Source organism: Agrobacterium larrymoorei (assembly GCF_037722385.1).
GTDB lineage: Bacteria > Pseudomonadota > Alphaproteobacteria > Rhizobiales > Rhizobiaceae > Agrobacterium > Agrobacterium larrymoorei_C.
Map to the genome: position 1 here is coordinate 106,223 of NZ_JBBKAQ010000002.1, position 23,617 is coordinate 129,839.

Sequence of the window (23,617 nt, forward strand, 5' to 3'; positions counted from 1 at the left end):
TCCTACATCTATCGTGACCCGCTGGTCCGGGCCCCTCTGGTGAAAGTCTCGGCGCTTTCACGATGTCGGACCGTTTCCGACATGACGCCGAGGCTGCAGAGGTCTTCTTATGCTTTCCGATATCGCCGCATGGTTCATCACGCTGTTCGTCGTCGATCCGCTTCAGGCGGAAATGCGCGAACGGCTTGATCGTGCAAATGCGTCCACCGAGATTATTCAGCAGTCGCAGCGATGCGTTGCGAGCCAAGCTCCCCATCTTCTTAACCGCGCTAGCGAGGACCCTGCCTGGGCAATCGCCACCGTTGTCGGTTTTACGTTCGGCTGGACCTCGCCGACGCAATTGCTGGATCAGGCCGATCCGGACTGCGCAGCGGTGATCGGTCTCCTGCAAGGTCGCAATGAGGATGAGACCGAGGCGTAATATCTAAGCCTGTCGCGCCTTAACTATCCTCGGAGCGCCAGCCTCTATACCAATCGACGAAATGCTGGACGCCGGTCTCGACAGGCGTTTCCGGTGCATAAGCGGTGAGAGCACGCAATAGATCAGGAGAGGCGTAAGTGCGCGGCACGTCGCCTTGTTGCATTGGCAGCATGTTGCGGATGGCCTTCTGACCGAGGACGTTTTCGACCGTTTCAACGAAACGCATGAGCTCCACGGGCTGGCCGCCGCCGATGTTGACCACACGGAATGGCGCATGTTTCGACAGCGTATCGACCACACCTTCGTCGATAACGCGATTTTCCTCGGATGGCGCGATGTGGCTGAGGCGTACGATGCCTTCCACCAAGTCGTCAATATAGGTGAAGTCACGGCTCATCTTGCCTTCACCGTAAATATCGATCGGCTGACCCTTCAAAATGGCATCGACGAACTTGAACAGCGCCATGTCTGGGCGGCCGTAGGGACCGTAGACGGTGAAGAAGCGGAAGGCGGTTGTCGGCACCTTGTGCAGATGCGCGTAACTATGCGCCATGAGTTCCATCGACTTCTTGGTCGCTGCGTAGATCGTCATAGGCTCGTCGGCGCGGTCGCTTTCGGCAAAGGGAACCTTCTCATTCGACCCGTAGATCGACGAGGTCGAGGCCAGCAGGAGATGTTTCGGCTGAAGTTTTTTTGCCAGCTCCAGAATGTTCCACGAGCCAATAAGGTTCGAGTTCACATAGTCTTTCGGGCACTCGATGCTGTAGCGGACACCGGCCTGCGCCGCGAGATGGATGATAACTTCCGGTTCAGCGAGATCGGCTGCACGGTTCAGCGCATCGGCATCTTCCAGCATACCGATATATGGCTTGAACCCGTTCGAGCGAGACAGGATTGCGTGGCGTTTCTCCTTGAGCGCCACATCATAATATCGCGTCATCCCGTCAAAGCCGACGACGAAATGACCATCGTCCAGCAATCGCTTGGCGAGATGAAAGCCGATGAAACCTGCCGTACCGGTAATCAGATAACGCATGGGACGATACTTTCCGTTACTGTTCCGAGCGGCCGATGCTGGAATAGGAGAAGCCATGGGCTGTGACTTCGTCGGCCCGGTAGATGTTGCGCAAGTCGACGAGAACAGGGCTCTTCATGATGCTTTTGAGGCGGCCGAGATCGAGCGCACGGAACTGGTTCCACTCGGTCACGATCACCAGCGCCTCGGCATCCTGTGCCGCCTCATAGGGGCCTTCAGCGTAATCGATGCCCTCGATCAGAGGCTTGGCATTCGCCATGCCTTCCGGATCATAAGCCGTGACCTTGGCACCGGCATCCTGCAATGTCTGGATGACTGTAATCGCCGGGCTGTCGCGCATGTCGTCGGTGTTGGGTTTGAAGGTCAAGCCGAGAACGGCCACCTTTTTGCCGCGGATATCGCCGCCAGCGGCTGCGATCACTTTGCGGCCCATGGCGCGCTTGCGGTTGTCGTTGACGGAAATCGTCGCCTCGATCAGACGGACCGGGCTGTCATAATCCTGCGCGGTCTTGGCGAGCGCCAGCGTATCTTTTGGGAAACACGAACCGCCATAACCCGGGCCTGCATGCAGGAATTTCGAGCCGATACGGCCATCCAGCCCGATACCGCGTGAGACATCCTGAACATCGCCGCCGACTTTTTCGCACAGATCGGCTATCTCGTTGATGAAGGTGATCTTCATCGCCAGGAACGCATTGGCGGCGTATTTGATGAGTTCGGACGTGCGCCGCGTGGTGAAGAGCAGTGGAGACTGGTTGAGGTAGAGCGGACGATAGACTTCCGTCATCACCGGTCGTGCGCGCTCGTCGGAGAGGCCAACGACGATGCGGTCGGGGCGCTTGAAGTCGTCGATGGCCGCACCTTCGCGCAGGAACTCCGGGTTGGAAACGACGGCAAAGTCGGCAGACGGATTTTCCTCGCGGATGATGCGTTCCACTTCGTCACCCGTTCCGACTGGGACGGTGGACTTCGTGACGATGACGGTAAAGCCGGTGATGGCGGCTGCAATTTCCTTTGCTGCAGCATAGACGTAGCCAAGGTCGGCATGGCCGTCACCGCGGCGCGATGGAGTGCCCACGGCGATGAATACGACATCCGCATCTGCAACTGCCGTTTTCAGATCAGTGGTGAAGCTCAGACGCCCGGCTTTGGCGTTATTGGCGACGATGACATCCAGACCCGGCTCGAAAATCGGAATTTGTCCGTTCTTCAACGCATCGATCTTTTCCGGCATCTTATCGACGCAGATGACGTCATGGCCGAAATCGGCGAAGCAGGCACCCGAAACCAAACCGACATAACCGGAGCCGATCATCACAATACGCATGAAAAAACCTTTCGGTGTGCGAGGCGGTGAAGCCGCAGGGCAACCTCGATACTGTTTCTGGAGTCGCTATCTATCCGCCTTCGATCACAAGTCCAAGCTTACAGAGCCTCTTCTGACGCAATTTCAAAAATTTGTTGCAAATGAACCAAACCGCACAACCCTTATAGCCATTCAGTGTTAGACTTCCTGACACCCACCCGACGGACATTGAATGACGAACCCCCTTACTCTTCAAGAAATTGCGTTCTGGCTATCTCAACAAGGCTATGAAGGAACGCCGGAGGACGAGCTTCTCGCTGGTTTTTGCGAACGCTGTAATGCAATCGGCATCTCCATCTCGTCGGCCTTGATCCTCATGGACACGCTGCATCCTGATTTTGAGGGGCATGCATTCAAATGGGACAGCCGCGATGCAGTCGCCTCATCCAGCGTTTATGATTTCACCGACGAGGGGTCAGCGCGTGAGGACTGGGAGAGCTCTGTCTTCTTCCATCTTCTGAAAGAGAATGCGCAGGAGGTCAGGCGGCGGTTGTTCCTCAATGAGGAGGCAAGCTTTTACAAGTTGGATGAACTGCAAAGCGCTGGTCATACCGACTACGTGGCTTCCATCCATCGGTTTACCGATCGCGGCAGCATCGGAGAGATGAGCGCCTTTTACTCACGCTGGCTTACTAGGCAGCCGGAGGGTTTCCACGACGATGAATTAGCCTCGCTTCGCATGCTGTTGCCGACGCTGGCGCTGGCCATCAAAACAGCCTGCTGCATGCGCATCATCGCGACCATCACCGATGTCTATCTCGGCCATGATGCTGGCCGTAAGGTAATGAGTGGGACGATCACCAGAGGCGAGGTAGAGAGAATCGAAGCGGTCCTGTGGTTTTCCGATCTGCGGGATTTTACAGGCATTTCCGATCGGGCAAAGCCGGATCAGATCATTCCATTTCTCAACGACTACGCGGGTCTCGTCATCGATGCTGTCCACGCACATGGCGGCAGTGTGCTGAAGCTGATCGGTGACGGTGTGCTGGCGATCTTTCGGACCGGCAACCGGCAGGATGATTGTGCCGCAGCACTGGCGGCGGAAATGACCATGCGAACGCGGCTATCCGTTCTCAACCACGATCGTCAAGCAAAAGACCTTCCGACGACCGATGTTTATCTGGGTCTCCATGTTGGTGAAGTGTTCTATGGCAATATCGGCAGCCGAGGACGCCTCGATTTCACCGTCGTTGGGCCGGCCGTCAATATGGTCAGCCGCATCGGAGGTCTCTGCGCATCCGTGGATCGTGATACGGTGATGTCGAGGGATTTTGTCGCCACGTGTCCCGACGAGATGCAGGCAATGATGGTGTCGCTCGGACGATATGCCTTGCGCGGCTTCGCGAGAGCGCACGAACTCTTCACCATAGATCCCGAACTGGCTTGATCCCTCAGCAGAGCTGCACCGTTGCTGAAATGTCAGAGGTACTGCATTTATTTATTTTTGCCTTGTGACGGTGCGACATGAAGCGTAGCCCTTTCATCGAGGAGCCATCGACCATCCTGATCTGACGCGTTTCATCGCGATCGCAAACCGGCTCGCCCAGTTCTTTGCCGTTCCAGCCTGGATTCTTTGTCATGCAAAAAGGTTTTCTTCTCGGACTGCTCGCTTACGCCAGCTTTTCGTGGGGAGATGCCACCATCAAGTCGCTTGGTCACGAAGTCTCCGTCTTCGAGATCGGCTTCTTCAGCATCCTGTCCTCCGCCGCGATCATTTTTTTCACCAAGCCTAAAGAGGAGCGCTGGCGCGATTTCTGGCGCATGAGCCGGCCTTTTGCTGTGCATGGCCGCGCCATCTCCGGTCTGCTTGCTGGCATCCTCGGCATCTACGCCTTCACCACGCTGCCATTGGCCGAAGCCTATGCGCTGATCTTTCTGTCACCTCTGTTCGTCACGATCTTGTCTGCGGTCGTGTTGAAGGAGGATATCGGGCTCTGGCGCTGGTCTGCAGTTTTTGCCGGGATCATCGGCGTGTTTCTCGTCGTGCGTCCCGGTTTCAAGGCTCTTGAACTCGGGCACCTTGCTGCCGTCGGTGTCGCTCTCCTGGCGGCGATGACGATCGTGATTTTGCGTTCGCTTGCCGGTCGTGAAAAGCGGACCTCGATCATGGGAGTTCTGCTCATATATGGCCTCACCTTCAACGGCATTCTGGCCATTTCCCATTTTCACATTCCGACTCTTCATCAGGTCGGCGCCTTCATCGTCATCGGTATGTGCACCGCTGTCGGCCAGATGACGCTGTTGACGGCCACAAAGATCGCGCCTGCCAGCCAGATCGCGCCCTCGCACTACTCTCAAATCCTCTGGGCGGTTGGGATTGGCGCTTTCTTCTTTGCTGAGTACCCAGACACACTTGCCGTCTTCGGGCTCATCGTCATTGCCAGCGCCGGGCTCCTGACGATGATGCGCGAAAAGATCCGGCTCGGGACCGTGCGCTGGAACCCGTTTTTTCGCAATCGCCTGTAACGAAGCCGGGTTGAGAATGTTCGGGCGTTATTGTGGCTTGCCGACCTGCTCCAAAAGCCAGGTCTGGAATGCGCTTGCCAGCACATTGTCCTGTCGACCTTCCGGAAGCGCGATGTGATAGCTTTTGTCGGTCTGCAGGGGTACATCGAAAACGACGGCCAACTGGCCTGACGCCAACTCGGCTTCAATCAGATATTTTGGCAAAAGCGCAAAGCCAAGCCCGCTGACAGTTGCCTCGATCAACATCGAAAACTGGTCGAAGCGACTGCCGCGGTAGGCGTCATCTGACGCGATACCGTTCATCTCGAACCAATCGGTCCACAGTTTGGGCCGGGTTGTGACGTGTAGCAGAGGCTTGGACAAGAGGTCGCTATGCGTCAGCGGTGCATGGTGCGTCAGGGTCGATGGGCTGGCGACGGGAACGATCACTTCATTGCAGAGGAAGGTGCAGGTGCCACGCGCCCAGACGGGCTGTCCGTAATGAATGGCGATGTCGAAGCTCTCTTCGTCGAAATCGAAGGGCTGTGATCGCGATCCGACGGTCAAAACCGTTTCCGGATAGAGCGCCAAGAATTTATGCAGGCGCGGTGTGAGCCAGCGGCTGCCGAAGGTGGGCAAAGTAGCGATGGAGAGCGAAGCACTGGAGGTCCCAGCGGTGACCGCGCGCACCATGAGCTGCTCGGATTGATGCAGGAGCTTCTGCACGTCGGGCAGGAACTTGCGTCCCGCATCCGAGAGTACGACGCGGCGCCTGATGCGCTCGAAGAGCAGCATGCCCGTTTGCGCCTCCAGATCGCTGATCTGCCGGCTGACGGCGCTTTGCGTAAGGTTCAATTCTTCAGCTGCTCGCGTGAAATTTCCGTGCCTCGCGGCGCATTCGAAAGCCTGCAACGTGATGATATCGGGCACCAGCCGTCTGCGCGTATCCATTCCCGCCTCGCATCAACCTACCCGTTTTCCTCATTTGAATTGGGCGGTTCCAGACGTATATGATCTGGAAAGAGAATGAAATGGGTGGTTTGTCATCCGAGCCATTGCCTTAAGCCAGCCCTTGCATTCTGCGAGAGGACGTGGCGAAATCCTTACAGGGAGCCAGAACATGTCTGCAGCCAAAGTCGATGTCGTGAAGGAAGCCGCAGCGCTTCTCACCAAGATGGGCGTCTCGTCCGACCTCTACCAAGGCGGCGACATGGCTTCCTTCAGCCCTGTAACGGGTGAACAGGTCGCGAACCTCAAGACTGTTTCTACCGCAGAGGTGGCAGGCATTGTCGAGAAGGCGGATAGTGCGTTCCGCGCCTGGCGTCTGGTGCCGGCACCAAGGCGTGGCGAGTTGATCCGTCTGCTCGGCGAGGAGCTGCGCGCCTTCAAGGCCGATCTTGGTCGCCTTGTTTCGCTGGAAGCCGGCAAGATCCCATCCGAAGGCTTGGGCGAAGTGCAGGAGATGATCGACATCTGCGATTTCGCCGTCGGCCTGTCACGCCAGCTTTACGGTCTGACCATTGCAACCGAACGCCCCGGCCATCGCATGATGGAAACATGGCACCCACTCGGTGTCGTCGGCGTCATTTCCGCCTTCAACTTCCCCGTTGCCGTCTGGTCCTGGAATGCAGCGCTTGCCATCGTCTGCGGTAACTCCGTCGTCTGGAAGCCGTCGGAAAAGACACCGCTGACGGCCCTTGCCGTACAGGGTATTTTCGAGCGCGCGGTTGCCCGCTTCGGCGAAGCGCCAGAAGGCCTCAGCCAGCTCATCATCGGTGACCGCGCCGTCGGCGAAGCGCTCGTCGATCACCCGAAGGTTCCACTGGTCTCAGCCACAGGCTCGACGCGGATGGGTCGCGATGTTGGCCCGCGTCTGGCCAAACGCTTTGCTCGTGCGATCCTCGAGCTTGGTGGCAACAATGCCGGTATCGTCTGCCCGTCGGCTGATCTCGACATGGCGTTGCGCGCTATCGCCTTCGGCGCCATGGGAACAGCCGGCCAGCGTTGCACGACACTGCGTCGCCTCTTCGTGCATGACAGCGTTTATGACCAGCTCGTGCCGCGTCTGAAGAAGGCCTATGCTTCCGTATCCGTCGGCAATCCTCTCGAAAGCTCCGCGCTTGTCGGCCCGCTGGTCGATAAGGCCGCATTCGACGGCATGCAGAAGGCGCTTGAAGAGGCGAAAGCGCATGGTGGCGCCGTCTCGGGCGGCGAACGAGTCGATACTGGCGCTGCCAATGGCTACTATGTGAAGCCCGCACTCGTCGAAATGCCGAAGCAGGTCGGCCCCGTTCTGGAAGAAACCTTTGCGCCGATCCTATATGTGATGAAGTATTCCGACCTTGATGCTGCGATCGAAGCTCATAACGCCGTGGCAGCCGGTCTCTCATCGTCCATCTTCACGAAGGATCTGCAGGAGGCCGAGCGCTTCCTAGCCGCTGATGGCTCGGATTGCGGCATTGCCAACGTCAATATCGGCACGTCCGGCGCCGAAATCGGCGGCGCATTCGGCGGTGAGAAGGAAACCGGCGGTGGGCGTGAATCTGGTTCGGACTCGTGGAAGGCCTATATGCGCCGTGCCACCAATACGGTGAACTACTCCAAGGCGCTGCCCCTGGCGCAGGGTGTGTCTTTCGACATCGAATAAAATCGCGTCATCAAAACCAACAAATTAAAGGCTGGCAGGAAGACTTTTCCTACCAGCCTTTTTATTCAGCCAATCGACATCAAGCTGGCGTTCCCCCCGGCAGCCGTCGTGTTGACGCTGACGGAGACCTCTTCCAATAGCCAGTTGAGGTTGTAGGGCTGGGTGACGCCCTGAACCTCTTCCGTGGATGCGGCCTGAACCAGCACGAGCGGGCCTTCCAGCGTGGCGATCCGGCTGTTGACGGCGCGGATACGATCCGCATCACCTTCCACCAGCGCGCCAGCAAAGGGTCCTGCGGCCTGCCAGTCGGAGCTCCAGGACAGGCGTGTCTTGATCGATGCCGGCGCCGTTGCCAGAGCTTCTTCCAGACCGCTATCCTTATCGATAACGACGGTGTTACCGGTGGCAAGTGCCGCCGCGAGCTGGCGATAAAGGCCGTGCGTGGAGGCCGGCGCGAGCAGGACCTTGCCGCGCGGATGTAGCGCGTAGATATTGCGCTCGCCGACCGGGCCGGCAAGTTCCGTCTCGAAGCCAAGTGCCGAAAGCTGCGCTGAGGTTCTTGCCACTTCCGCCGCCTGTGTTTCATTCTTGTCGTCCAGCCATTGTGCCAGATCGATGACCGCCTGATCTTGATGCTGGGCAGCGCGTTCGACCACCGGAGCCACACGCGTCAGCCTGCCGAGATAAAGGGGACCGCCGGCTTTTGGCCCCGTGCCGGAAAGGCCGCGACCGCCGAAAGGCTGGACGCCGACGACTGCGCCGATAATGTTGCGGTTCACGTAGAGATTGCCCGCCTTCACCCGCGACAGCACATGCGCGACCGTCGCATCAAGGCGCGTATGCAGGCCAAAGGTCAGGCCGTAACCGGTTGCGTTGATATCGTCGATCAACCGATCGAGCTTTTCGCGCTTGAAGCGGATGACGTGCAGAACGGGGCCGAAAACTTCCTGCTTCAGGTCGGCAAGTGACGTAAGCTCAATGATGGTCGGCGGCACGAAAGTGCCGCTCTGACTGTCACCGGCGAGCGTGATCTGCTCGATCTTGTTGCCGAGCGCGCGCATGGCCTCGATGTGCTTTTCGATGTTGTCTTTGGCTTCAGTACTGATGACTGCGCCGACATCGACCGAGAGCTTATCCGTGCGGCCGATGCGCAATTCGTGCAGTGCGCCCTTCAGCATCGTCAACGTCCGGTCAGCAACATCGTCCTGGAGGCAGAGGACACGAAGTGCCGAGCAGCGCTGGCCCGCACTGTCGAAAGCCGAGGCGATTACGTCTGCCACCACTTGTTCGGCAAGCGCCGAGGAGTCGACGATCATGGCGTTCTGGCCCCCGGTTTCGGCAATCAGCGGAACGGTGCGTCCATCGATCGAAACGCGTTCGGCGAGTTGCTTCTGGATAAGGCGCGCGACTTCGGTGGAGCCGGTGAACATCACGCCACACGTCTCAGGCGCTGCGACCAGTTGCGCGCCGGTCTGGCCCGCTCCTGGAAGAAGCTGGACGGCATCGTCAGGGATGCCGGCTTCATGTAACAGACGCACGCCCTCTGCCGCGATCAGCGGAGTTTCTTCTGCAGGCTTTGCCAGCACCGGATTGCCCGCCACGAGAGCAGCGGCGACCTGGCCGATGAAGATTGCCAGCGGGAAGTTCCATGGGCTGATGCAGACGATCGGGCCGAGTGGCTGTTGCAGCAGGCCGAAAGTGGTGCGCGTTTCCGCCGCGTAATAGCGCAGAAAGTCGATGGCTTCGCGCACCTCCGCGATTGCATTGGGAGCCGATTTTCCTGCTTCGCGCATGATGAGGCCAAGCAGTGTGGGCATGCGTGCTTGCATCAGGTCCGCTGCCTTTTCCAGGCAATATGCGCGTGTTTCAATACTGGATTGTGGCCAGGACGATGACGCCGCGACTGCCAAAGCTTTAGCGACGTCGTCCCGCGTCGGTTCCGTCACATAGCCAACGATATCGTTTTGGTCGCCGGGGTTTCTCACCGGGCGCGTTTCTCCGGAAGCGTCGGTAGCAGCAGCCTTCCACTCCATCGTAGCGCTTGCGGAAAGCGCCGTGCTCAGTGCGGCGAGCGCATCCTCATTGGCAAGGTCCAGACCGCTAGAGTTCACCCGGGCACCGTAAAGTGCCTCTGGCTTGGCGATCTTGTCATGCTGTGCGCCCGGGACCGGCATCGCCGTTACCACGGCGACCGGGTCTTCCAGTAGAGAATCGACTGGCACATTCGGATCGGCAATGCGGTTAACGAAGGACGAGTTGGCGCCATTCTCCAGTAGGCGGCGGACGAGGTAAGCCAGCAGCGTCTCATGCGTGCCGACCGGTGCATAGAAGCGGCATGGACGGTCGAGATTCTGCTTGCCGACGACTTCGCTATACAGCGGCTCGCCCATGCCATGCAGGCACTGAAACTCGTAGTCGCCGATTTTGAACTCGGGGCCAGCGAGATGATAGATCGTCGCCATCGACTGCGCATTATGGGTGGCGAACTGGGGGAAGATCACGTCACGCGCTGCCAACAGCTTGCGTGCACAGGCGATGTAGGACACATCGGTGTGGACCTTGCGGGTAAAGACCGGGAAGTCTTCCAGACCATCCAACTGCGCGCGCTTGATCTCGGCGTCCCAGTAAGCGCCCTTGACCAGTCGCACCATGATGCGTCGGTTGGAACGACGCGCAAGATCAATAATGTAATCGAGCACGAAGGGGCAGCGGCGGCCATAGGCCTGAACAACAAAGCCAAGGCCGGACCAGTCGCCAAGATCCGCGTCGAGCGCCAGTGATTCCAGCAGATCGAGCGAAATTTCTAGGCGGTCGGCCTCTTCAGCATCGATGTTGAGGCCAATGTCGTAGCTCTTCGCCAGCACCATCAACGACTTCACGCGTGGCAGAAGTTCCGCCATCACCCGCTCCGCTTGCGAGCGTGAATAGCGCGGATGGAGTGCAGAAAGCTTGATGGAAATGCCAGGTCCACCGTAAACGCCACGCCCGGCGGATGCCTTGCCAATGGCATGGATTGCCTGTTCGTAATCGCGATAATAGCGTTCGGCGTCCTTTGCCGTCGTCGCGGCTTCGCCCAGCATGTCATAGGAATACTGGAAGCCTTTGGCTTCGAGTGGTCGCGAGCGGCTGATTGCTTCCTCGATGGTCTGGCCGGTAACGAACTGCTCGCCCATCATGCGCATCGCCATATCGACGCCGCGGCGAATGACCGGTTCGCCAGCGCGTGAGATCAGCTTCGTCAGTGCGGCGGACAGACCCTTATCATTGACAGTCGAGGTGAGCTTGCCAGTGATCACCAATCCCCAGGTCGCGGCATTGACGAAAAGCGACCGGCCACCGCCAAGATGAGATTTCCAGTCGCCGGTGGCGATCTTGTCGCGGATCAACGCGTCGCGCGTCGCGGTGTCGGGAATGCGCAGCAGCGCTTCGGCCAGGCACATCAACGCCACGCCTTCCTGGCTGGAAAGAGAGTATTCCTGCACCAGTCCCTCAACGCCGGTGCCCTTGGCCTTAGCCCGCAACGATTCAATCAGGCGGCGGGCGGTCGCACGGATCGTTTCGGCTTCGCTTTGGCTAACGCTGGCCGCCTCAAGAAGGGGCGCCAGGCACTCCGGTTCCGAGCGCCGGTAGGCTGCGGTGATCGTCTGGCGAAGCGGGCTCGCCTCCCTGACCGGCGGTGCGAAATGGTCAAAAATGCCAGCCGGCATTGTCGCCTCATTCAGTGCAACGGTAGATGCAGTTCCCGCCATCGGATCGGCCCTCGATTTAATCAATGAAAAAGATGAGGTGGCGTTCTTGCCTTCCCATATCTTGCGACATGATATCATTGCTCCCGAAATTGATATGTCCCTATTTTCAAGTTAAAGAAGGAAATACGAACTTATAATAGCAATTTTCTCAGGAAAAATGGATGATGAAGGCACAGGAACCAGGCGATCTCGATCACTTTGATATGAGGATCATGGAGGCTTTGAGTGAGGATGGGCGAATGTCGGTGCTCGAATTGTCGCGCCGCGTGGGTCTGTCGAAGACGCCGTGCCAGACGCGCCTGAAGCGCCTTGTCGAAGAGGGTTATATTCTGGGCTTTCGTGCATCGCTCAACGCTGCAAAGCTTGGGCTCGAGCATATCGCTTTTACTGAGGTGAAGCTCTCCGATACGAGAGAGAAGGCGCTGGATGAGTTCAATGCAGCAGTGCGTAAGATTAAGGAAGTTGAAGAGTGCCACATGATCGCTGGCGCGTTCGACTACTTGCTCAAGGTGAGGACCACCGACATTCGCAAGTACCGGCGTGTGCTGGGAGAGAAAATCTCAAGCCTGCCTTCGGTCGCGAATACATCGACCTTCGTCGTCATGGAGTCTGTCAAAGACGCCGGGATGTGACGGGCAGCGTTAGCGTGCCACCCGTCACTCTTTCTGGAACGATCAGCGAAGTGCCATCGCAGCCGTTACTGCAGTCGTCTGTGCATCTGGACCGAACTCGTTTTCGTTCTCGATACCAAGCAATTCCTGCAAGCGCATGCGCGCGCGACTGACACGGCTCTTAATCGTGCCAACAGGGCAACCGCAGATCTCCGCAGCTTCCTCATAGGCGAAGCCAGACGCGCCGATCAGCAGAATTGCTTCGCGTTGGTCATCCGGCAGTTTTTCGAGCGCCTGACGAAAATCGTGCAGATCGACCGAGCCATGCTGTTCAGGCGGCACAGACAGACGTGAGGTGTACGCGCCGTCGGTGTCCTGCACTTCACGGCCAGATTTGCGGATCTGGCTGTAGAACTCGTTGCGCAGGATCGTCACAAGCCATGCACGCATATTCGTGCCCGGCTGATAGCTGTCCTGCTTTGCCCAGGCCTTCATGATCGTGTCCTGAACAAGATCGTCAGCACGGTCGCGGGAGCGAATGAGGGAAATTGCGAATGCACGCAGGTTTGGCAAAGCCGCCAGCATTTCGCGCTTGAAGTTGTGGCCGTTTTTTTCCACGTCTTGTGTCATCATTCACCCGAAGCTTTCGATCTGCGCTCAGCCTCGTCAAGCTTTTCGAGAAGGTCGAGGAACTTGTCCGGGATACCTTCATCCTGAACAGCGTCGTAAAGTTCTCTCAATTTCCGGGTAATGACTGCTCGTCCGGAATCGGGCACGCTTGGCCCCGCTCCGTTATCAGACGAATCCTGATCCGATTGAAACATGCTCATAAGTGCGGGTATTCCTTTTGTGACGCATTATTAATGCGCGCACAAAAAAAACGTTCCAAGCCCGCGGAACTTTTTTTTCCGTCAGGCATTAATCCCGCAGGTTTGCGCTGCAGACCGCATGAACAGGGGAGAATTACATGTCCGTTTCTACACGCATTGCACCGCACCTGCCTTATCTCCGTAGGTTCGCGCGTGCCGTTTGCGGCTCTCAATCTACCGGCGACGCCTACGTGGCTGCTAGCCTCGAAGCTCTGATCGCCGATGTCAGCATCTTTCCGCAGACGAGCAGCGATCGTGTTTCGCTCTATCAATTGTTTGTCTCCATTTTTAGTTCCGTTACGATCAACATCAAGACTGACGAGAACCTGACGGGCTGGGAAAAGCGCGCCTCTGCCAATCTTTCGGCCGTACCCGCCGTGCCGCGCCAGGCGTTTCTGCTGACCACCGTCGAAGAATTTTCTCCCTCAGAGGCGGCCGAAGTGCTCCAGGTGCCGGAGAGCGAAATCGGCAAATTGATCGACGAAGCTGCGTCGGAAATCGCCCGCCAAGTTGCGACCGACATCATGATCATCGAAGACGAACCGCTGATCGCCATGGACATCGAGCAGATGGTCACCGATCTTGGACATAACGTCACCGGTATCGCCCGCACCCATAAGGAAGCGCTGGAACTCTTCCACCGCACCCAGCCTAAGATGATCCTTGCAGATATTCAGCTTGCCGACGGCAGCTCAGGTCTGGACGCGATGAAGGACATCCTCCAGATGACGTCGCTTCCAGTGATCTTCATCACGGCCTTCCCCGAGCGTCTGCTGACAGGTGAGCGCCCTGAGCCGACCTTCCTCGTGACCAAGCCGTTTAATCCGGATATGGTTAAGGCCCTGATCAGTCAGGCTCTGTTCTTCAATGAAAGTTCACGTGTTGCCGCGTAATCCATGCTGAGTGTCGTCACGTCCCGCAACTCTTGCGGCTGCTGGGCGTTTGACGCAGGAATGGTCGGCGCGGGCGCTTTGCCGCACGACGTCGTTTTCCGCTAGGAGATGAAATTGCATCGGCTCGCGTGGCACAACAGGGACCGGAACGAGGGTGAATTACACGATTCGCTGGTGTTGGCTCTGCTCGACTCCGGCGAAACCGTCATGCTGCAAGATCGGGACCGGGACTATATCTTCATCGCCAATCTGCCGGATGTCTGGAACCTTCCCACTGAGCGTGAGGAGGAGCCATCGGACGTCAACATCTTTGGCAAGGAACTCGCTCAGCGTCTGTCGGATTTGAAGAAAGACCTCAACGCTGCGGGCAGCCGCGGCACGCTTGAGGTGATGGCGGGCAAGGACAGGATATTCCAGTTCCATGTCTATTCGACCGTCAACATGTCTGGTCAACGGGTGTTGAAGACGACGATCCGCGAGGTCACTGTGGAGCGCCGTCGCGAACAGTTGCTTCGTTCGTTGCTGCGGGAAGTCAGCCATCGTTCGAAAAACCTTCTGGCGATTATCCAGAGCCTTTCGGCGCAGACGGCGCGGTTCAGCTTCACTAAGGAAGATTTCCTGCGGAAGTTCCGCGGGCGGTTGCATGCGCTGGCACAATCTCAAGATTTGATTACGGACTCTGATTGGCGCGGAGCGGAAATTTTCGATTTGCTGAAACAGCAATCGGATCTTTATCTTCCCGAATATCCTCACCTGATCCAGATGAAGGGTGAGAACCTGCTGCTTAATCCTAATGGCGCGCTCTATGTGGGGCTCGCCTTCCATGAACTTGTGGTCAATACGGTCAGCCACAGCCCCAACCTTGCGCTTCACCTGCCCATCACGCTCGAATGCCGTCGTGACGAGGATTTCTTCGAAGTGAGTTGGAGCGAACCACTGTCTCAGGATGATCCCCCGTCCTCGCAGGAGAGCGACCGCCGCAGCAATTTCGGCAGCGTCGTATTGGAAAAGGTAGTCCCTGCGGCTCTCGCTGGCGAAGCTCGCTACGATGTTTCGGCAAACGATATCGGATACACCCTCCGGTTCCCGGCACCTGCCGCATCTTGATGCGGCGGGAGCCTCCGCCTGACAAGACGAAGCAGAGACAAGAAATCATCCATCCCGCAATCTCGATCAATCTCTGGAAACGTGGAGAGCAGAGTTTCAGAGAGGCTCCGCGACGTTTGAGCCCCGATCGTCTTCCTTCACGCAAAAGAGATTCTCAGTTTTCTTGAAACTCCCAGCCTTCCGAAGATCGGAGCTGGCTATGGGGCTGATGCCTACAGCAGACTAGAACGCTGCACGGTGAACGATCCGCCTTCTCAAGATCTAAGAGAAACGATCGAGAGCGAACGACACCAGTTTGCGCCGCTGCAGCAAAATTTTGAGAAATGTATGTCTCATGCAACGCCCTTAACAATGAAAAGCACGGCTCGGGGGAGAGCCGTGCTATTCAGGGGCAGGTTTTCAGGGGCAAAACCTGCTGCGCCGGGCCTCTAGGCGGGGACGGGGGAATGGCCTGGCGTGCTGGAAAAACGTACGCCGTCATTCTTGGTTCCAAGGCTTCCAAGATATTTCAAGCAGTTTCTTTGCCCGGATTTTCTTTGAGAAGCCGTTTTGCAGGTGCCGTCATCGCCCACGTGAATCCAGTCTGCGCATAATCTGTGGAAACGACTGCGGAAAACGCGCTTTCCGCATGTCGTTTTATGATGGTGGAGCCGAACCCGCGTCGGGACGGTTGGCTCGCCGGTGGGCCTCCCGTCTCAACCCACTCCATTGTCACGCTGTCTTGATCAGATGGATCAAGAGCCCAGTGAAGCCGCACGCGGCCTTCGTCCACCGAAAGGGCGCCATACTTGATCGAGTTGGTGCTCAGTTCGTGAAGAATGAGCCCCAGATTTTGCGCGGCCTCTGGCGATAGGAGAAAATCCTCGCCTGAGATTTCGATCTGATGCGCTGTTGAGCCAAACACGTCCAGATGGCCTTTTACTAAGCGATGTATCGGCAGACCTTCCCACTGGACCTCCGCCAATGCCGAGATCGACATCGCAAGTCCCCGAAGCCGGTGGTCGACTTCCTTCTGCAATTCGGCAACGGTGGTGTTCTCTCGCGCAAGCTGACGCATCATTGCCTGCACCAGGGTCAACATGTTCTTGGAGCGGTGAACCAGTTCATGCAAAATCAGCTGATTGCGGTCTTCCGCCTGACTGCGGTCGAAAGATGCGTTGGAGAGCGCGACGCCGACTTGGTTGAGCTCTTTGATGTTGGTCTCGACGCGCGAGACGATTTCGCCCTCGCCAATGCGTTCGGCAACGGCAACCAGTTGTTTGACGGACTGTCGCAATTGCCGACCCACCAGGTACGTTCCCAGAACCGAGGCCAGTACGATTAAAAGACTGCCGATCAACATCTGCCGCCAAGTGCTGCGCAGAGCCGAGTCACTTCGATCTATCGCGCCTGACACAACGGCCTTCCAAGGCCAGCCAGGCAGCTGCGCATAGGCGTAAATATTGTTGTGCGCATCGGTGAAGCTACCGCTAAAGGACGACATACCAGCTGCCAATTGCGCTGGCTGATAGAGATTACCAGGTGCGGCCTGCTCCATATTACTCGAAACCACCACGCGACCGGCGCTGTCGAGCACCGATGCGGACCATCCAGCCGGGATTGCATCCGTCGAGATCAGGCTTGAAAGATCTTTTGCGGCTTGGGTTACGATCAATACGTCGCCTGCGGCGGAAAGTTGACGTGGTAGCGGAAGGGTGACGGTGAACACCCATTCCTTTCTGTTATTGGCATAGAAAACGTTCGACAGCATAATCCGCTTGGACTCGATCGCCTCTCGAAGGTGGGCGTCCGAGGGTACCTGGCTCAAAGGCTGGCCATATTGGATACGCGTATTGACCTTTTGGACACCGTCTCGCGTCGCGACCACCACGTATATGTCTCTTTTTCGCAAACTTTCGCTGACGCGCTGATGGAAGCTTGCGAGATCGCCATCTTCCAATTCGGGAAACTGCGCGAGGAGGTTAAGCGTGGTGCTCATTTCCTGAAGCCGCCGCTCGATGTTGCGGCTGATGGCGCGGGCGTCGTCGACAGCCTCGCGCTGCAAGTCTTCGCGTTCGTCCGATTCAAGCCGCAGCATCAGATAACCCGCAAAAATGATGAGCGGCAGGGTCACCAACGTCGTCATGATGACGATATAGGTGCCGATCGATGCAGTGGGAGACAGTCTGGCGAAGAATGCTCGAAACCTGGAAATTGTCACGCCCTTAAACGTCCATGAGTATCAGCTTTTATGCTGAACGACGCAGAGATAATACCTGTCTAATTTGGCGGCACAATGCCGTTTGGCTCAGCAGGTAGAGATATCTATCGGCTTTTTTCTCTCATTCACCCTTTGTTGATGAGTTGAAAAACCCGGAACCAATTTTGCCGCCGTTTCGTTTGCTCGGCGAACAGGTTGACGAAAACGACAGATGAACTGTCACCAGCCAGTTTAGCCAAATGACGATGAAAGGAAGGTACGATATGAAAAAGACTCTGACCCTTATCGCGACGGCCGCCCTCATGGGTTCGACAGCTTTCGCACCGCTAGCCATCGCCCAAGACGCAACGCAGACGGCACCGAGCACGACGGCACCTGCAAGCCCGAATGCCGCACCGGCAACCCCTGTTATGCCAACGACACCTGGCGCGACTGACACGTCGGCTAACGCTGGCGCCGCATCCGGCTCTTATCTGACCGAGCAGGCAGCAAATCAGATCAGCGCCAACGATTTCATTGGCAATTCAGTCTACACCTCTGCTGATGAGAGCATCGGTAACGTTACGAACCTCATCCTTGAAGAAAACGGCGGCATCGTCGCAGCTGTGGTCGGTGTGGGTGGCTTCCTCGGTATCGGCACAAAGGATGTTGCCGTCCCGATGGACAAACTGACAATGACGCGTGACACCAACAACGGCACGGTTCGTCTGACGACGACTGAAACCGCCGAATCGCTGAAGGCAGCGCCTGAGTTCATGACCTTGAAGGACAAGAACGCGAACGCAAGCACCACGGCACCGGCGGCAACGGACACCACGCAGACGGGTGCCACCAAGCCCTAACCCCTTTACGGGAGAGGAGCGAGAGGCAGCATGATGCTGCTTCTCAGAACACCGGCCTCATTGGGGCCGGTGTTTTTTTCGTGATGGTTTAGCGCTCCGCGTTGTGGGTCGAATGCCAACGCCAAGCGGACGAGATGATGTCCTCCAAAGTGTAGCGCGGCTGCCAACCCAGGACTTCGCGGGCCTTATCGTTGTTGGCCACAAGCGTAGTGGAGTCGCCTTCGCGACGATCGGCAAATTCCACAGGGAATGGACGCCCGGAGACGCGCGAGATTGCGTCGAGCAGTTCCTTCACCGTCGTTCCAGTCCCGGTGCCGAGATTGAGTTCCACGGTTTCTCCGCCGGACAAAAGATAGTCTACCGCGCGTACATGGGCATCGGCAAGATCAAGGATATGGATGTAGTCGCGCACGCAGGTGCCGTCGCGCGTGTCATAATCCGTTCCGAAGACCTTGAAGCCTTGGCGGCGTCCAAGGGCCGCCTCAATCGCCAACGGGATCGCATGCGTTTCTGGCTTGTGCCACTCTCCGATGCGGCCCTCAAAATCTGCACCAGCTGCGTTGAAATACCGCAGCATGACCGATTTCAAGTTCTTGTAGGTGCTGAAATCTTTCAGCGCCTGTTCCACGACCCATTTCGTTCTGCCGTACGGGTTGATCGGCGCTTGCGGATGGCTCTCATCCAGCGGAACGCGCTCCGGCAGGCCATAGGTCGCGCAAGTCGACGAAAAGACAAAAGCCTTGACGCCAGCGTCCATCGTAGCCGTGAGTAGCGTTAGCGCGCCGATGACGTTGTTGTCGTAGAATGCAACGGGGTTTTTGACCGATTCACCAACCTCGATCAGGGCGGCAAAATGAAGAACCGCTTCGGGTTGGTGCTTTGCGAAAACTTCATCCAGTCTCGCCTTGTCGCGAATATCGCCTTGCTCGAACGGTCCCCAGCGAACAAATTCCTCGTGACCATTGGAGAGATTATCGAAAACAACAGGTTCGTAACCGCGCTCTGCAAGCAACAGGCAGGTGTGTGAGCCAATATATCCGGCTCCACCGACAACGAGAACTTTCTTCCGCATCCAACGTCCTTTCATAGAGCGACTGTTGGAGACTGCGTATCATTTTGGCGGAAGAAGGGTAGGGGAATTTTTTTGAGATGACTGCAAAGGTGAATAAGCGCGCCCCTCAGATATTGAGGGGCGCGCGAGACGGTTTTACTTCTTGCGGATCGTCGTGCGCGTGGTGATGAAGCCAAGCGCCATTGCAATCAGCAACGTTGTGAAGGGGCGTTTTCCCAATGCTCCGGCGGCCATCGCCTCCACGGCGAGTGGTGCGGTTGCAAGCGGAGACACGACGGGTGCACGACGGTACGCCGTTGGACGACGAAGCAGTGCAAGCCAGACCAGCATGATTACGCCCAGCAGGAATGCAACGCCGGCTATGACCAAAGCGGCCGGGCCAGCGCCGATTTCCTTAGCGAGATAGATCGACCCACCAATACCGCCAGCGATGACAGCGATCAGGAAGAAAAAGCCCGCGAGCACCCGCAGCAGGATACCGGTTTTAATCCGGCGCGTGACGAGAGTGCCTTCCCGCTGGGTATCGCCCAGATAAAGCAAAAATGCCTGAAGCATGTTTGCGCCTTATTTACGCGTGACAAGGGCAAGCAGGAAGCCGGTTGCGACCGCGATACCGAGGGACTGGAGCGGGTTGCGCTGGACCTGGTAGACAAGATTATCGTTCAGCGTCTGGATTTCGTCGCGGACCGCGTGAACGGTTTGCTCGGACTTCGCCATTGCGTCATCGGCAACGCGCGATGCCTGGGCCTTGACCTCGTGAGAAACACCGACACCAAGTGCTTTGACGCTTCTTGCCAAGTTGGAAAGGTCGTCGCGCAGCTGCGAAAGCTGTGCAGAGACATCCTCAGCCTCAGCGCTGTTGAGGGTTTCGCGTACCTTGTCTTCAACGTTGCGAACGCTTGCCATGTTCAATCCTTTTCTGGGGTGTCAAATTGCGCCTGACCTCCAAACGTTGCGCCTTGTTTTTTGTTCCCGGCATTTGCGAAAACCGGTCAGGGAATCTTTGCAATTGTTTTCGACAGGTTTGTTTTCCTGTCACAAGCATCATATAAGGCCGGGAAAACGATCTACTGATCTTTATCAATTGGACGATGTGACTGGCCGATGCTGCAAACACCCTACTACCTGATCGACAAGACCAAGCTTCTCCGCAACATGGAGAAGATTGCCTATGTGCGCGAAAAATCCGGCGCCAAGGCACTTCTGGCGCTCAAGTGCTTTGCGACTTGGTCGGTCTTCGATTTCATGGCTGAATATATGGACGGCACGACCTCATCCTCGCTTTATGAGGTGCGGCTGGGACATGAGAAGTTCGGTGGCGAAACGCACGCCTATTCTGTCGCCTATGCCGATTATGAGATCGATGAAGTCGTCTCGCATGCCGACAAGATCATCTTCAACTCCATCGGGCAGCTGGAGCGCTTCGCCGACAAAGCGTCCGGCATCGTTCGTGGGCTTCGCCTCAATCCGCAGGTGAGTTCTTCTACCTTCGATCTGGCCGATCCCGCACGTCCTTTCAGCCGTCTCGGCGAATGGGATGTTGCCAAGGTTGAGAAGGTGATGGACCGGATTTCCGGGTTCATGATCCACAACAATTGCGAGAACAACGATTTCGGCCTCTTCGACAGGATGCTCGGCCAGATTGAGGAGAAGTTTGGTTCGCTTCTGTCGCGTGCAGAGTGGGTAAGCCTCGGCGGCGGCATCCACTTCACGGGCGAGAACTACCCACTCGATCAGTTCTGCGACCGCCTCAAGCAGTTTTCTCAAAAATACGGCGTGCAGGTCTATCTCGAGCCGGGCGAAGCTTCGATCACCAAGAGCACGACGCTGGAAGTGTCTGTTCTCGACACGCTGTTCAATGGCAAAAATCTCGCCATCGTCGATAGCTCCATCGAGGCCCATATGCTGGATCTCTTGATTTATCGCGAGAATGCGAAAGTGGCGCCCAACGAAGGCGAGCATTCCTACATGGTATGCGGCAAGTCCTGCCTTGCAGGCGATGTCTTCGGCGAGTTCAAGTTCGAAAACGAACTGAAGGTCGGCGACCGCGTCTCCTTCCAGGACGCTGCCGGCTATACAATGGTCAAAAAGAACTGGTTCAATGGCGTGAAGATGCCGGCGATCGCCATCAAGGAACTGGACGGCAGCATTCGCACCGTACGTGAATTCGACTTTGTCGACTATCAGCAAAGTCTGTCGTGACAGCGCGTTTCGAAAACAAGCGCATGTAGCACTCTTTCTCAAAAAGCCATCCCTGCGGGGAAAAGGAGGCATCACCTGAAATGAAGAAGAACGTTCTCATCATCGGCGCCGGTGGCGTAGCACAGGTCGTGGCGCATAAGTGCGCCCAGAATAGCGATGTATTGGGAGACATTCATATTGCGTCACGCACTGTCGATAAGTGCCGCAAGATTGTCGAATCCGTACGTGAAAAGAAGAGCCTCAAGACAGAGGTAAAACTTGAAGCCCATGCGCTGGACGCGATGGATATCGAGGCAACAAAGGCCTTGATAGAAAAGACTGGCGTCCAGATCGTCATCAACGTTGGTTCGGCCTTCGTCAACATGTCCGTTCTTCAGGCCTGTATGGACACAGGTGTTGCCTATATGGATACTGCGATCCATGAGGATCCAAAAAAGATTTGCGAGACGCCGCCGTGGTACGGAAACTACGAGTGGAAGCGTGCTGCCGAGTGCAAGGAAAAGGGCGTCACCGCCATTCTGGGTGTCGGCTTCGATCCGGGTGTGGTGAATGCCTATGCGCGTCTGGCCAAGGACGAGTATTTCGACAAGGTTACCTCCGTTGATATCGTCGATATCAATGCTGGCAGCCACGGCCGCTGGTTCTCCACCAACTTCGATCCGGAGATCAACTTCCGCGAATTCACCGGTGTGGTCTATTCCTGGCAGAAGGGCGAGTGGCAGACGAACCAGATGTTCGAAGTCGGTCAGGAGTTCGATCTGCCGGTCGTCGGCAAGCAGAAGGCCTACATGACGGGCCATGATGAAGTGCACTCGCTGTCCAAGAATATGGACGGCGCGGATGTGCGTTTCTGGATGGGCTTTGGCGATCACTACATCAACGTCTTCACCGTTCTGAAGAACCTCGGTCTTCTTTCGGAAAAGCCGGTCAAGACGGCCGAAGGTCTGGAGGTCGTTCCGTTGAAGGTCGTCAAGGCCGTGCTGCCCGATCCATCTTCGTTGGCGCCGGATTATGTTGGAAAAACCTGCATTGGCGATATCGTCAAGGGCACGAAGGACGGCAAGGAACGCGAAGTCTTCATCTACAACGTGGCTGACCATAAGGAAGCTTACGAAGAAGTCGGCTCGCAGGGTATTTCCTACACAGCGGGTGTTCCCCCGGTTGCCGCCGCCATGCTGATCGCGACTGGTGAGTGGGACGTGAAGCAGATGGCCAATGTCGAAGAATTGCCGCCGCAGCCGTTCCTCAACATCTTGAACAAGATCGGCTTGCCGAGCCGCATCAAGGACGAGAGCGGCGATCGCGCCCTGACCTTCTAAGGCACGGAGCGGTCTCTCCCAGACGCTTCCCTGCATTGGGTCTTGTTACGACTTATGTCGCGCTGAGAAGATGAGCGCGGCATGCCCTTAATCATCTTGCCCATTGATATTTAAAGCCCCGCGCAATGAACCGCCCAAAGGTGTTGGGCAGTCTAATGTGCGAGGCTTTTTTGTGCAGACTGGATGTGCCGATGCGCTTACTTGGTTGATGCCTTCTTGGCGCGGGTCTTCGACTTTATGGTTTCGGAGGCGATGGAAGCAATTTTCACCTCGCCCTTTTTGCGGTGCGCAGGTTTCGTCGCCTTTGTGCTTTGCAGCAGAGTGAATTCCTTCTTAGCCTGCTCCCAATGCTCGGCGTCACGGCCGTGCGGCCGGCCCTCGCTCTCCCAAAGTGTGTAAGCCCGCTTGCTGATCCACTCTTGTTCTGAAACCTGCATGTCTATCTCCTGGAATAACGCCTTCATCCCGTTGGGGGCTGTCTGCATGGTCCGGCGGCAACGCTGGACAGGAATGAGCCGCGGTCTTCGTTGGCACTAGTAGATGCCACGATTCGGCAGACGGTCAAGTCAATTTGCTGCGTCGCAATAAGCAGCGATTCTCGTTTCTCTGAAACAATGAATAGGCTTTCGGATGCCCTGTCCTCCCTCCATATGATAAATGTTACGTGATCGAGCGGTGACATCCGAACTCTGGAAAAAGGGTTTTGGAAGTGACGCAATCGAAAAAATTTTGGCGACGCAGCAATCCGAAGCTTAGCGACAGACCGAAACGCGGAAGCCCAAAAGTCGGCAGGGCTACATGTCCTGATTAATCGCAAGGCGAATGGACTGGGCGATCG

21 protein-coding genes are annotated in these 23,617 nt (G+C 56.9%); 10 read left to right on the plus strand and 11 right to left on the minus strand.

The genetic code is table 11. The features are described 5' to 3' along the window. Positions 1–109: 109 nt before the first annotated feature. Positions 110–421 carry a hypothetical protein gene (locus WKI41_RS04920; protein ID WP_340192404.1) on the plus strand — a complete coding sequence of 104 codons (312 nt, stop codon included), beginning with the start codon at positions 110–112 and terminating at the stop codon, positions 419–421. A 19-nt stretch (positions 422–440) separates the two neighbouring features. Here the strand turns inward: WKI41_RS04920 and WKI41_RS04925 are convergent, their stop codons facing one another. Both WKI41_RS04925 and WKI41_RS04930 read right to left on the minus strand, forming a co-directional pair. Further along, entirely contained in the window at positions 441–1,457 is a 1,017-nt protein-coding gene (locus WKI41_RS04925; protein WP_340192405.1) for an NAD-dependent epimerase, read from the minus strand. A gap of 16 nt (positions 1,458–1,473) precedes the next feature. Further along, the gene (locus WKI41_RS04930) at positions 1,474–2,784 is read right to left on the minus strand and encodes a UDP-glucose dehydrogenase family protein (protein ID WP_340192406.1); all 1,311 of its coding nucleotides are present in this window, start codon (positions 2,782–2,784) and stop codon (positions 1,474–1,476) included. Between the two features lie 211 nt (positions 2,785–2,995). Here WKI41_RS04930 and WKI41_RS04935 point away from each other — a divergent pair, with 211 nt between their 5' ends. After that, positions 2,996–4,210, plus strand: coding sequence for an adenylate/guanylate cyclase domain-containing protein (locus WKI41_RS04935; RefSeq protein ID WP_340192407.1), 1,215 nt, complete (start codon positions 2,996–2,998; stop codon positions 4,208–4,210). Positions 4,211–4,401: 191 nt separating this feature from the next. Continuing rightward, complete coding sequence (locus WKI41_RS04940) at positions 4,402–5,289, plus strand: DMT family transporter (protein WP_340192408.1); 888 nt, start codon at positions 4,402–4,404, stop codon at positions 5,287–5,289. Between the two features lie 27 nt (positions 5,290–5,316). Here the strand turns inward: WKI41_RS04940 and WKI41_RS04945 are convergent, their stop codons facing one another. Further along, a complete protein-coding gene (locus WKI41_RS04945) occupies positions 5,317–6,219 on the minus strand; it encodes a LysR family transcriptional regulator (RefSeq protein ID WP_340192409.1) in 903 nt (300 codons plus the stop codon). A 169-nt stretch (positions 6,220–6,388) separates the two neighbouring features. Here WKI41_RS04945 and amaB point away from each other — a divergent pair, with 169 nt between their 5' ends. After that, entirely contained in the window at positions 6,389–7,915 is a 1,527-nt protein-coding gene (gene amaB / locus WKI41_RS04950; protein WP_340192410.1) for an L-piperidine-6-carboxylate dehydrogenase, read from the plus strand. A gap of 65 nt (positions 7,916–7,980) precedes the next feature. On the opposite strand, the gene putA is transcribed toward amaB, so the two are convergent. Beyond that, positions 7,981–11,664: a trifunctional transcriptional regulator/proline dehydrogenase/L-glutamate gamma-semialdehyde dehydrogenase gene (putA, locus tag WKI41_RS04955; RefSeq protein WP_425340993.1), complete on the minus strand. Its 3,684-nt coding sequence runs from the start codon at positions 11,662–11,664 to the stop codon at positions 7,981–7,983. Between the two features lie 161 nt (positions 11,665–11,825). On the opposite strand from putA, the gene WKI41_RS04960 reads away from it, so the two are divergent. Next, positions 11,826–12,296 carry an Lrp/AsnC family transcriptional regulator gene (locus WKI41_RS04960; protein WP_340192411.1) on the plus strand — a complete coding sequence of 157 codons (471 nt, stop codon included), beginning with the start codon at positions 11,826–11,828 and terminating at the stop codon, positions 12,294–12,296. 42 nt (positions 12,297–12,338) lie between these two features. Here the strand turns inward: WKI41_RS04960 and WKI41_RS04965 are convergent, their stop codons facing one another. Together WKI41_RS04965 and WKI41_RS04970 are read right to left on the minus strand one after the other, a co-directional pair. Beyond that, on the minus strand, positions 12,339–12,905 hold the full coding sequence (locus WKI41_RS04965; RefSeq protein ID WP_340192428.1) for a sigma-70 family RNA polymerase sigma factor: 567 nt from the start codon (positions 12,903–12,905) through the stop codon (positions 12,339–12,341). Further along, positions 12,905–13,105, minus strand: a complete 201-nt coding sequence (locus WKI41_RS04970; protein ID WP_062427731.1) for a NepR family anti-sigma factor — start codon at positions 13,103–13,105, stop codon at positions 12,905–12,907. The genes WKI41_RS04965 and WKI41_RS04970 overlap by 1 nt, the downstream gene beginning before the upstream one ends. A gap of 137 nt (positions 13,106–13,242) precedes the next feature. Between WKI41_RS04970 and WKI41_RS04975 the strand changes: the two genes are divergently transcribed. Both WKI41_RS04975 and WKI41_RS04980 read left to right on the plus strand, forming a co-directional pair. Beyond that, entirely contained in the window at positions 13,243–14,037 is a 795-nt protein-coding gene (locus tag WKI41_RS04975; protein ID WP_340192412.1) for a response regulator, read from the plus strand. A 108-nt stretch (positions 14,038–14,145) separates the two neighbouring features. After that, complete coding sequence (locus WKI41_RS04980; RefSeq protein WP_340192413.1) at positions 14,146–15,144, plus strand: sensor histidine kinase; 999 nt, start codon at positions 14,146–14,148, stop codon at positions 15,142–15,144. Positions 15,145–15,652: 508 nt separating this feature from the next. Here the strand turns inward: WKI41_RS04980 and WKI41_RS04985 are convergent. Beyond that, positions 15,653–17,344: a sensor histidine kinase gene (locus WKI41_RS04985; protein WP_340192414.1), complete on the minus strand. Its 1,692-nt coding sequence runs from the start codon at positions 17,342–17,344 to the stop codon at positions 15,653–15,655. Positions 17,345–17,607: 263 nt separating this feature from the next. On the opposite strand from WKI41_RS04985, the gene WKI41_RS04990 reads away from it, so the two are divergent. Then, positions 17,608–18,186: a PRC-barrel domain-containing protein gene (locus WKI41_RS04990; protein ID WP_340192415.1), complete on the plus strand. Its 579-nt coding sequence runs from the start codon at positions 17,608–17,610 to the stop codon at positions 18,184–18,186. An 88-nt stretch (positions 18,187–18,274) separates the two neighbouring features. Here WKI41_RS04990 and galE read toward each other — a convergent pair whose 3' ends face one another. The 3 genes from galE to WKI41_RS05005 all read right to left on the minus strand — a co-directional run bounded on the left by galE (position 18,275) and on the right by WKI41_RS05005 (position 20,164). Then, positions 18,275–19,258 carry a UDP-glucose 4-epimerase GalE gene (gene galE, locus WKI41_RS04995; protein WP_340192416.1) on the minus strand — a complete coding sequence of 328 codons (984 nt, stop codon included), beginning with the start codon at positions 19,256–19,258 and terminating at the stop codon, positions 18,275–18,277. A gap of 135 nt (positions 19,259–19,393) precedes the next feature. Beyond that, positions 19,394–19,813, minus strand: coding sequence for a hypothetical protein (locus WKI41_RS05000; protein WP_340192417.1), 420 nt, complete (start codon positions 19,811–19,813; stop codon positions 19,394–19,396). A 9-nt stretch (positions 19,814–19,822) separates the two neighbouring features. Further along, positions 19,823–20,164 (minus strand): DUF883 family protein, encoded by a 342-nt coding sequence (locus WKI41_RS05005; protein WP_296017792.1) that lies wholly within the window; start codon positions 20,162–20,164, stop codon positions 19,823–19,825. Positions 20,165–20,362: 198 nt separating this feature from the next. Between WKI41_RS05005 and nspC the strand changes: the two genes are divergently transcribed. Beyond that, positions 20,363–21,460 (plus strand): carboxynorspermidine decarboxylase, encoded by a 1,098-nt coding sequence (gene nspC, locus WKI41_RS05010; RefSeq protein WP_340192418.1) that lies wholly within the window; start codon positions 20,363–20,365, stop codon positions 21,458–21,460. Between the two features lie 80 nt (positions 21,461–21,540). Then, complete coding sequence (locus WKI41_RS05015) at positions 21,541–22,779, plus strand: saccharopine dehydrogenase family protein (protein WP_340192419.1); 1,239 nt, start codon at positions 21,541–21,543, stop codon at positions 22,777–22,779. Between the two features lie 197 nt (positions 22,780–22,976). Here the strand turns inward: WKI41_RS05015 and WKI41_RS05020 are convergent, their stop codons facing one another. Continuing rightward, the gene (locus WKI41_RS05020) at positions 22,977–23,216 is read right to left on the minus strand and encodes a DUF2934 domain-containing protein (protein ID WP_340192429.1); all 240 of its coding nucleotides are present in this window, start codon (positions 23,214–23,216) and stop codon (positions 22,977–22,979) included. Positions 23,217–23,617: the final 401 nt, after the last annotated feature.

What these genes read in the sequence shown, in the direction of transcription:
- WKI41_RS04920 (WP_340192404.1), top strand. Translation starts at nt 110, where the DNA reads ATGCTTTCCGATATCGCCGCATGGTTCATCACGCTGTTCGTCGTCGAT.
- WKI41_RS04925 (WP_340192405.1), bottom strand. Translation starts at nt 1,457, where the DNA reads ATGCGTTATCTGATTACCGGTACGGCAGGTTTCATCGGCTTTCATCTC.
- WKI41_RS04930 (WP_340192406.1), bottom strand. Translation starts at nt 2,784, where the DNA reads ATGCGTATTGTGATGATCGGCTCCGGTTATGTCGGTTTGGTTTCGGGT.
- WKI41_RS04935 (WP_340192407.1), top strand. Translation starts at nt 2,996, where the DNA reads ATGACGAACCCCCTTACTCTTCAAGAAATTGCGTTCTGGCTATCTCAA.
- WKI41_RS04940 (WP_340192408.1), top strand. Translation starts at nt 4,402, where the DNA reads ATGCAAAAAGGTTTTCTTCTCGGACTGCTCGCTTACGCCAGCTTTTCG.
- WKI41_RS04945 (WP_340192409.1), bottom strand. Translation starts at nt 6,219, where the DNA reads ATGGATACGCGCAGACGGCTGGTGCCCGATATCATCACGTTGCAGGCT.
- amaB (WP_340192410.1), top strand. Translation starts at nt 6,389, where the DNA reads ATGTCTGCAGCCAAAGTCGATGTCGTGAAGGAAGCCGCAGCGCTTCTC.
- putA (WP_425340993.1), bottom strand. Translation starts at nt 11,664, where the DNA reads ATGGCGGGAACTGCATCTACCGTTGCACTGAATGAGGCGACAATGCCG.
- WKI41_RS04960 (WP_340192411.1), top strand. Translation starts at nt 11,826, where the DNA reads ATGATGAAGGCACAGGAACCAGGCGATCTCGATCACTTTGATATGAGG.
- WKI41_RS04965 (WP_340192428.1), bottom strand. Translation starts at nt 12,905, where the DNA reads ATGACACAAGACGTGGAAAAAAACGGCCACAACTTCAAGCGCGAAATG.
- WKI41_RS04970 (WP_062427731.1), bottom strand. Translation starts at nt 13,105, where the DNA reads ATGAGCATGTTTCAATCGGATCAGGATTCGTCTGATAACGGAGCGGGG.
- WKI41_RS04975 (WP_340192412.1), top strand. Translation starts at nt 13,243, where the DNA reads ATGTCCGTTTCTACACGCATTGCACCGCACCTGCCTTATCTCCGTAGG.
- WKI41_RS04980 (WP_340192413.1), top strand. Translation starts at nt 14,146, where the DNA reads ATGAAATTGCATCGGCTCGCGTGGCACAACAGGGACCGGAACGAGGGT.
- WKI41_RS04990 (WP_340192415.1), top strand. Translation starts at nt 17,608, where the DNA reads ATGAAAAAGACTCTGACCCTTATCGCGACGGCCGCCCTCATGGGTTCG.
- galE (WP_340192416.1), bottom strand. Translation starts at nt 19,258, where the DNA reads ATGCGGAAGAAAGTTCTCGTTGTCGGTGGAGCCGGATATATTGGCTCA.
- WKI41_RS05000 (WP_340192417.1), bottom strand. Translation starts at nt 19,813, where the DNA reads ATGCTTCAGGCATTTTTGCTTTATCTGGGCGATACCCAGCGGGAAGGC.
- WKI41_RS05005 (WP_296017792.1), bottom strand. Translation starts at nt 20,164, where the DNA reads ATGGCAAGCGTTCGCAACGTTGAAGACAAGGTACGCGAAACCCTCAAC.
- nspC (WP_340192418.1), top strand. Translation starts at nt 20,363, where the DNA reads ATGCTGCAAACACCCTACTACCTGATCGACAAGACCAAGCTTCTCCGC.
- WKI41_RS05015 (WP_340192419.1), top strand. Translation starts at nt 21,541, where the DNA reads ATGAAGAAGAACGTTCTCATCATCGGCGCCGGTGGCGTAGCACAGGTC.
- WKI41_RS05020 (WP_340192429.1), bottom strand. Translation starts at nt 23,216, where the DNA reads ATGCAGGTTTCAGAACAAGAGTGGATCAGCAAGCGGGCTTACACACTT.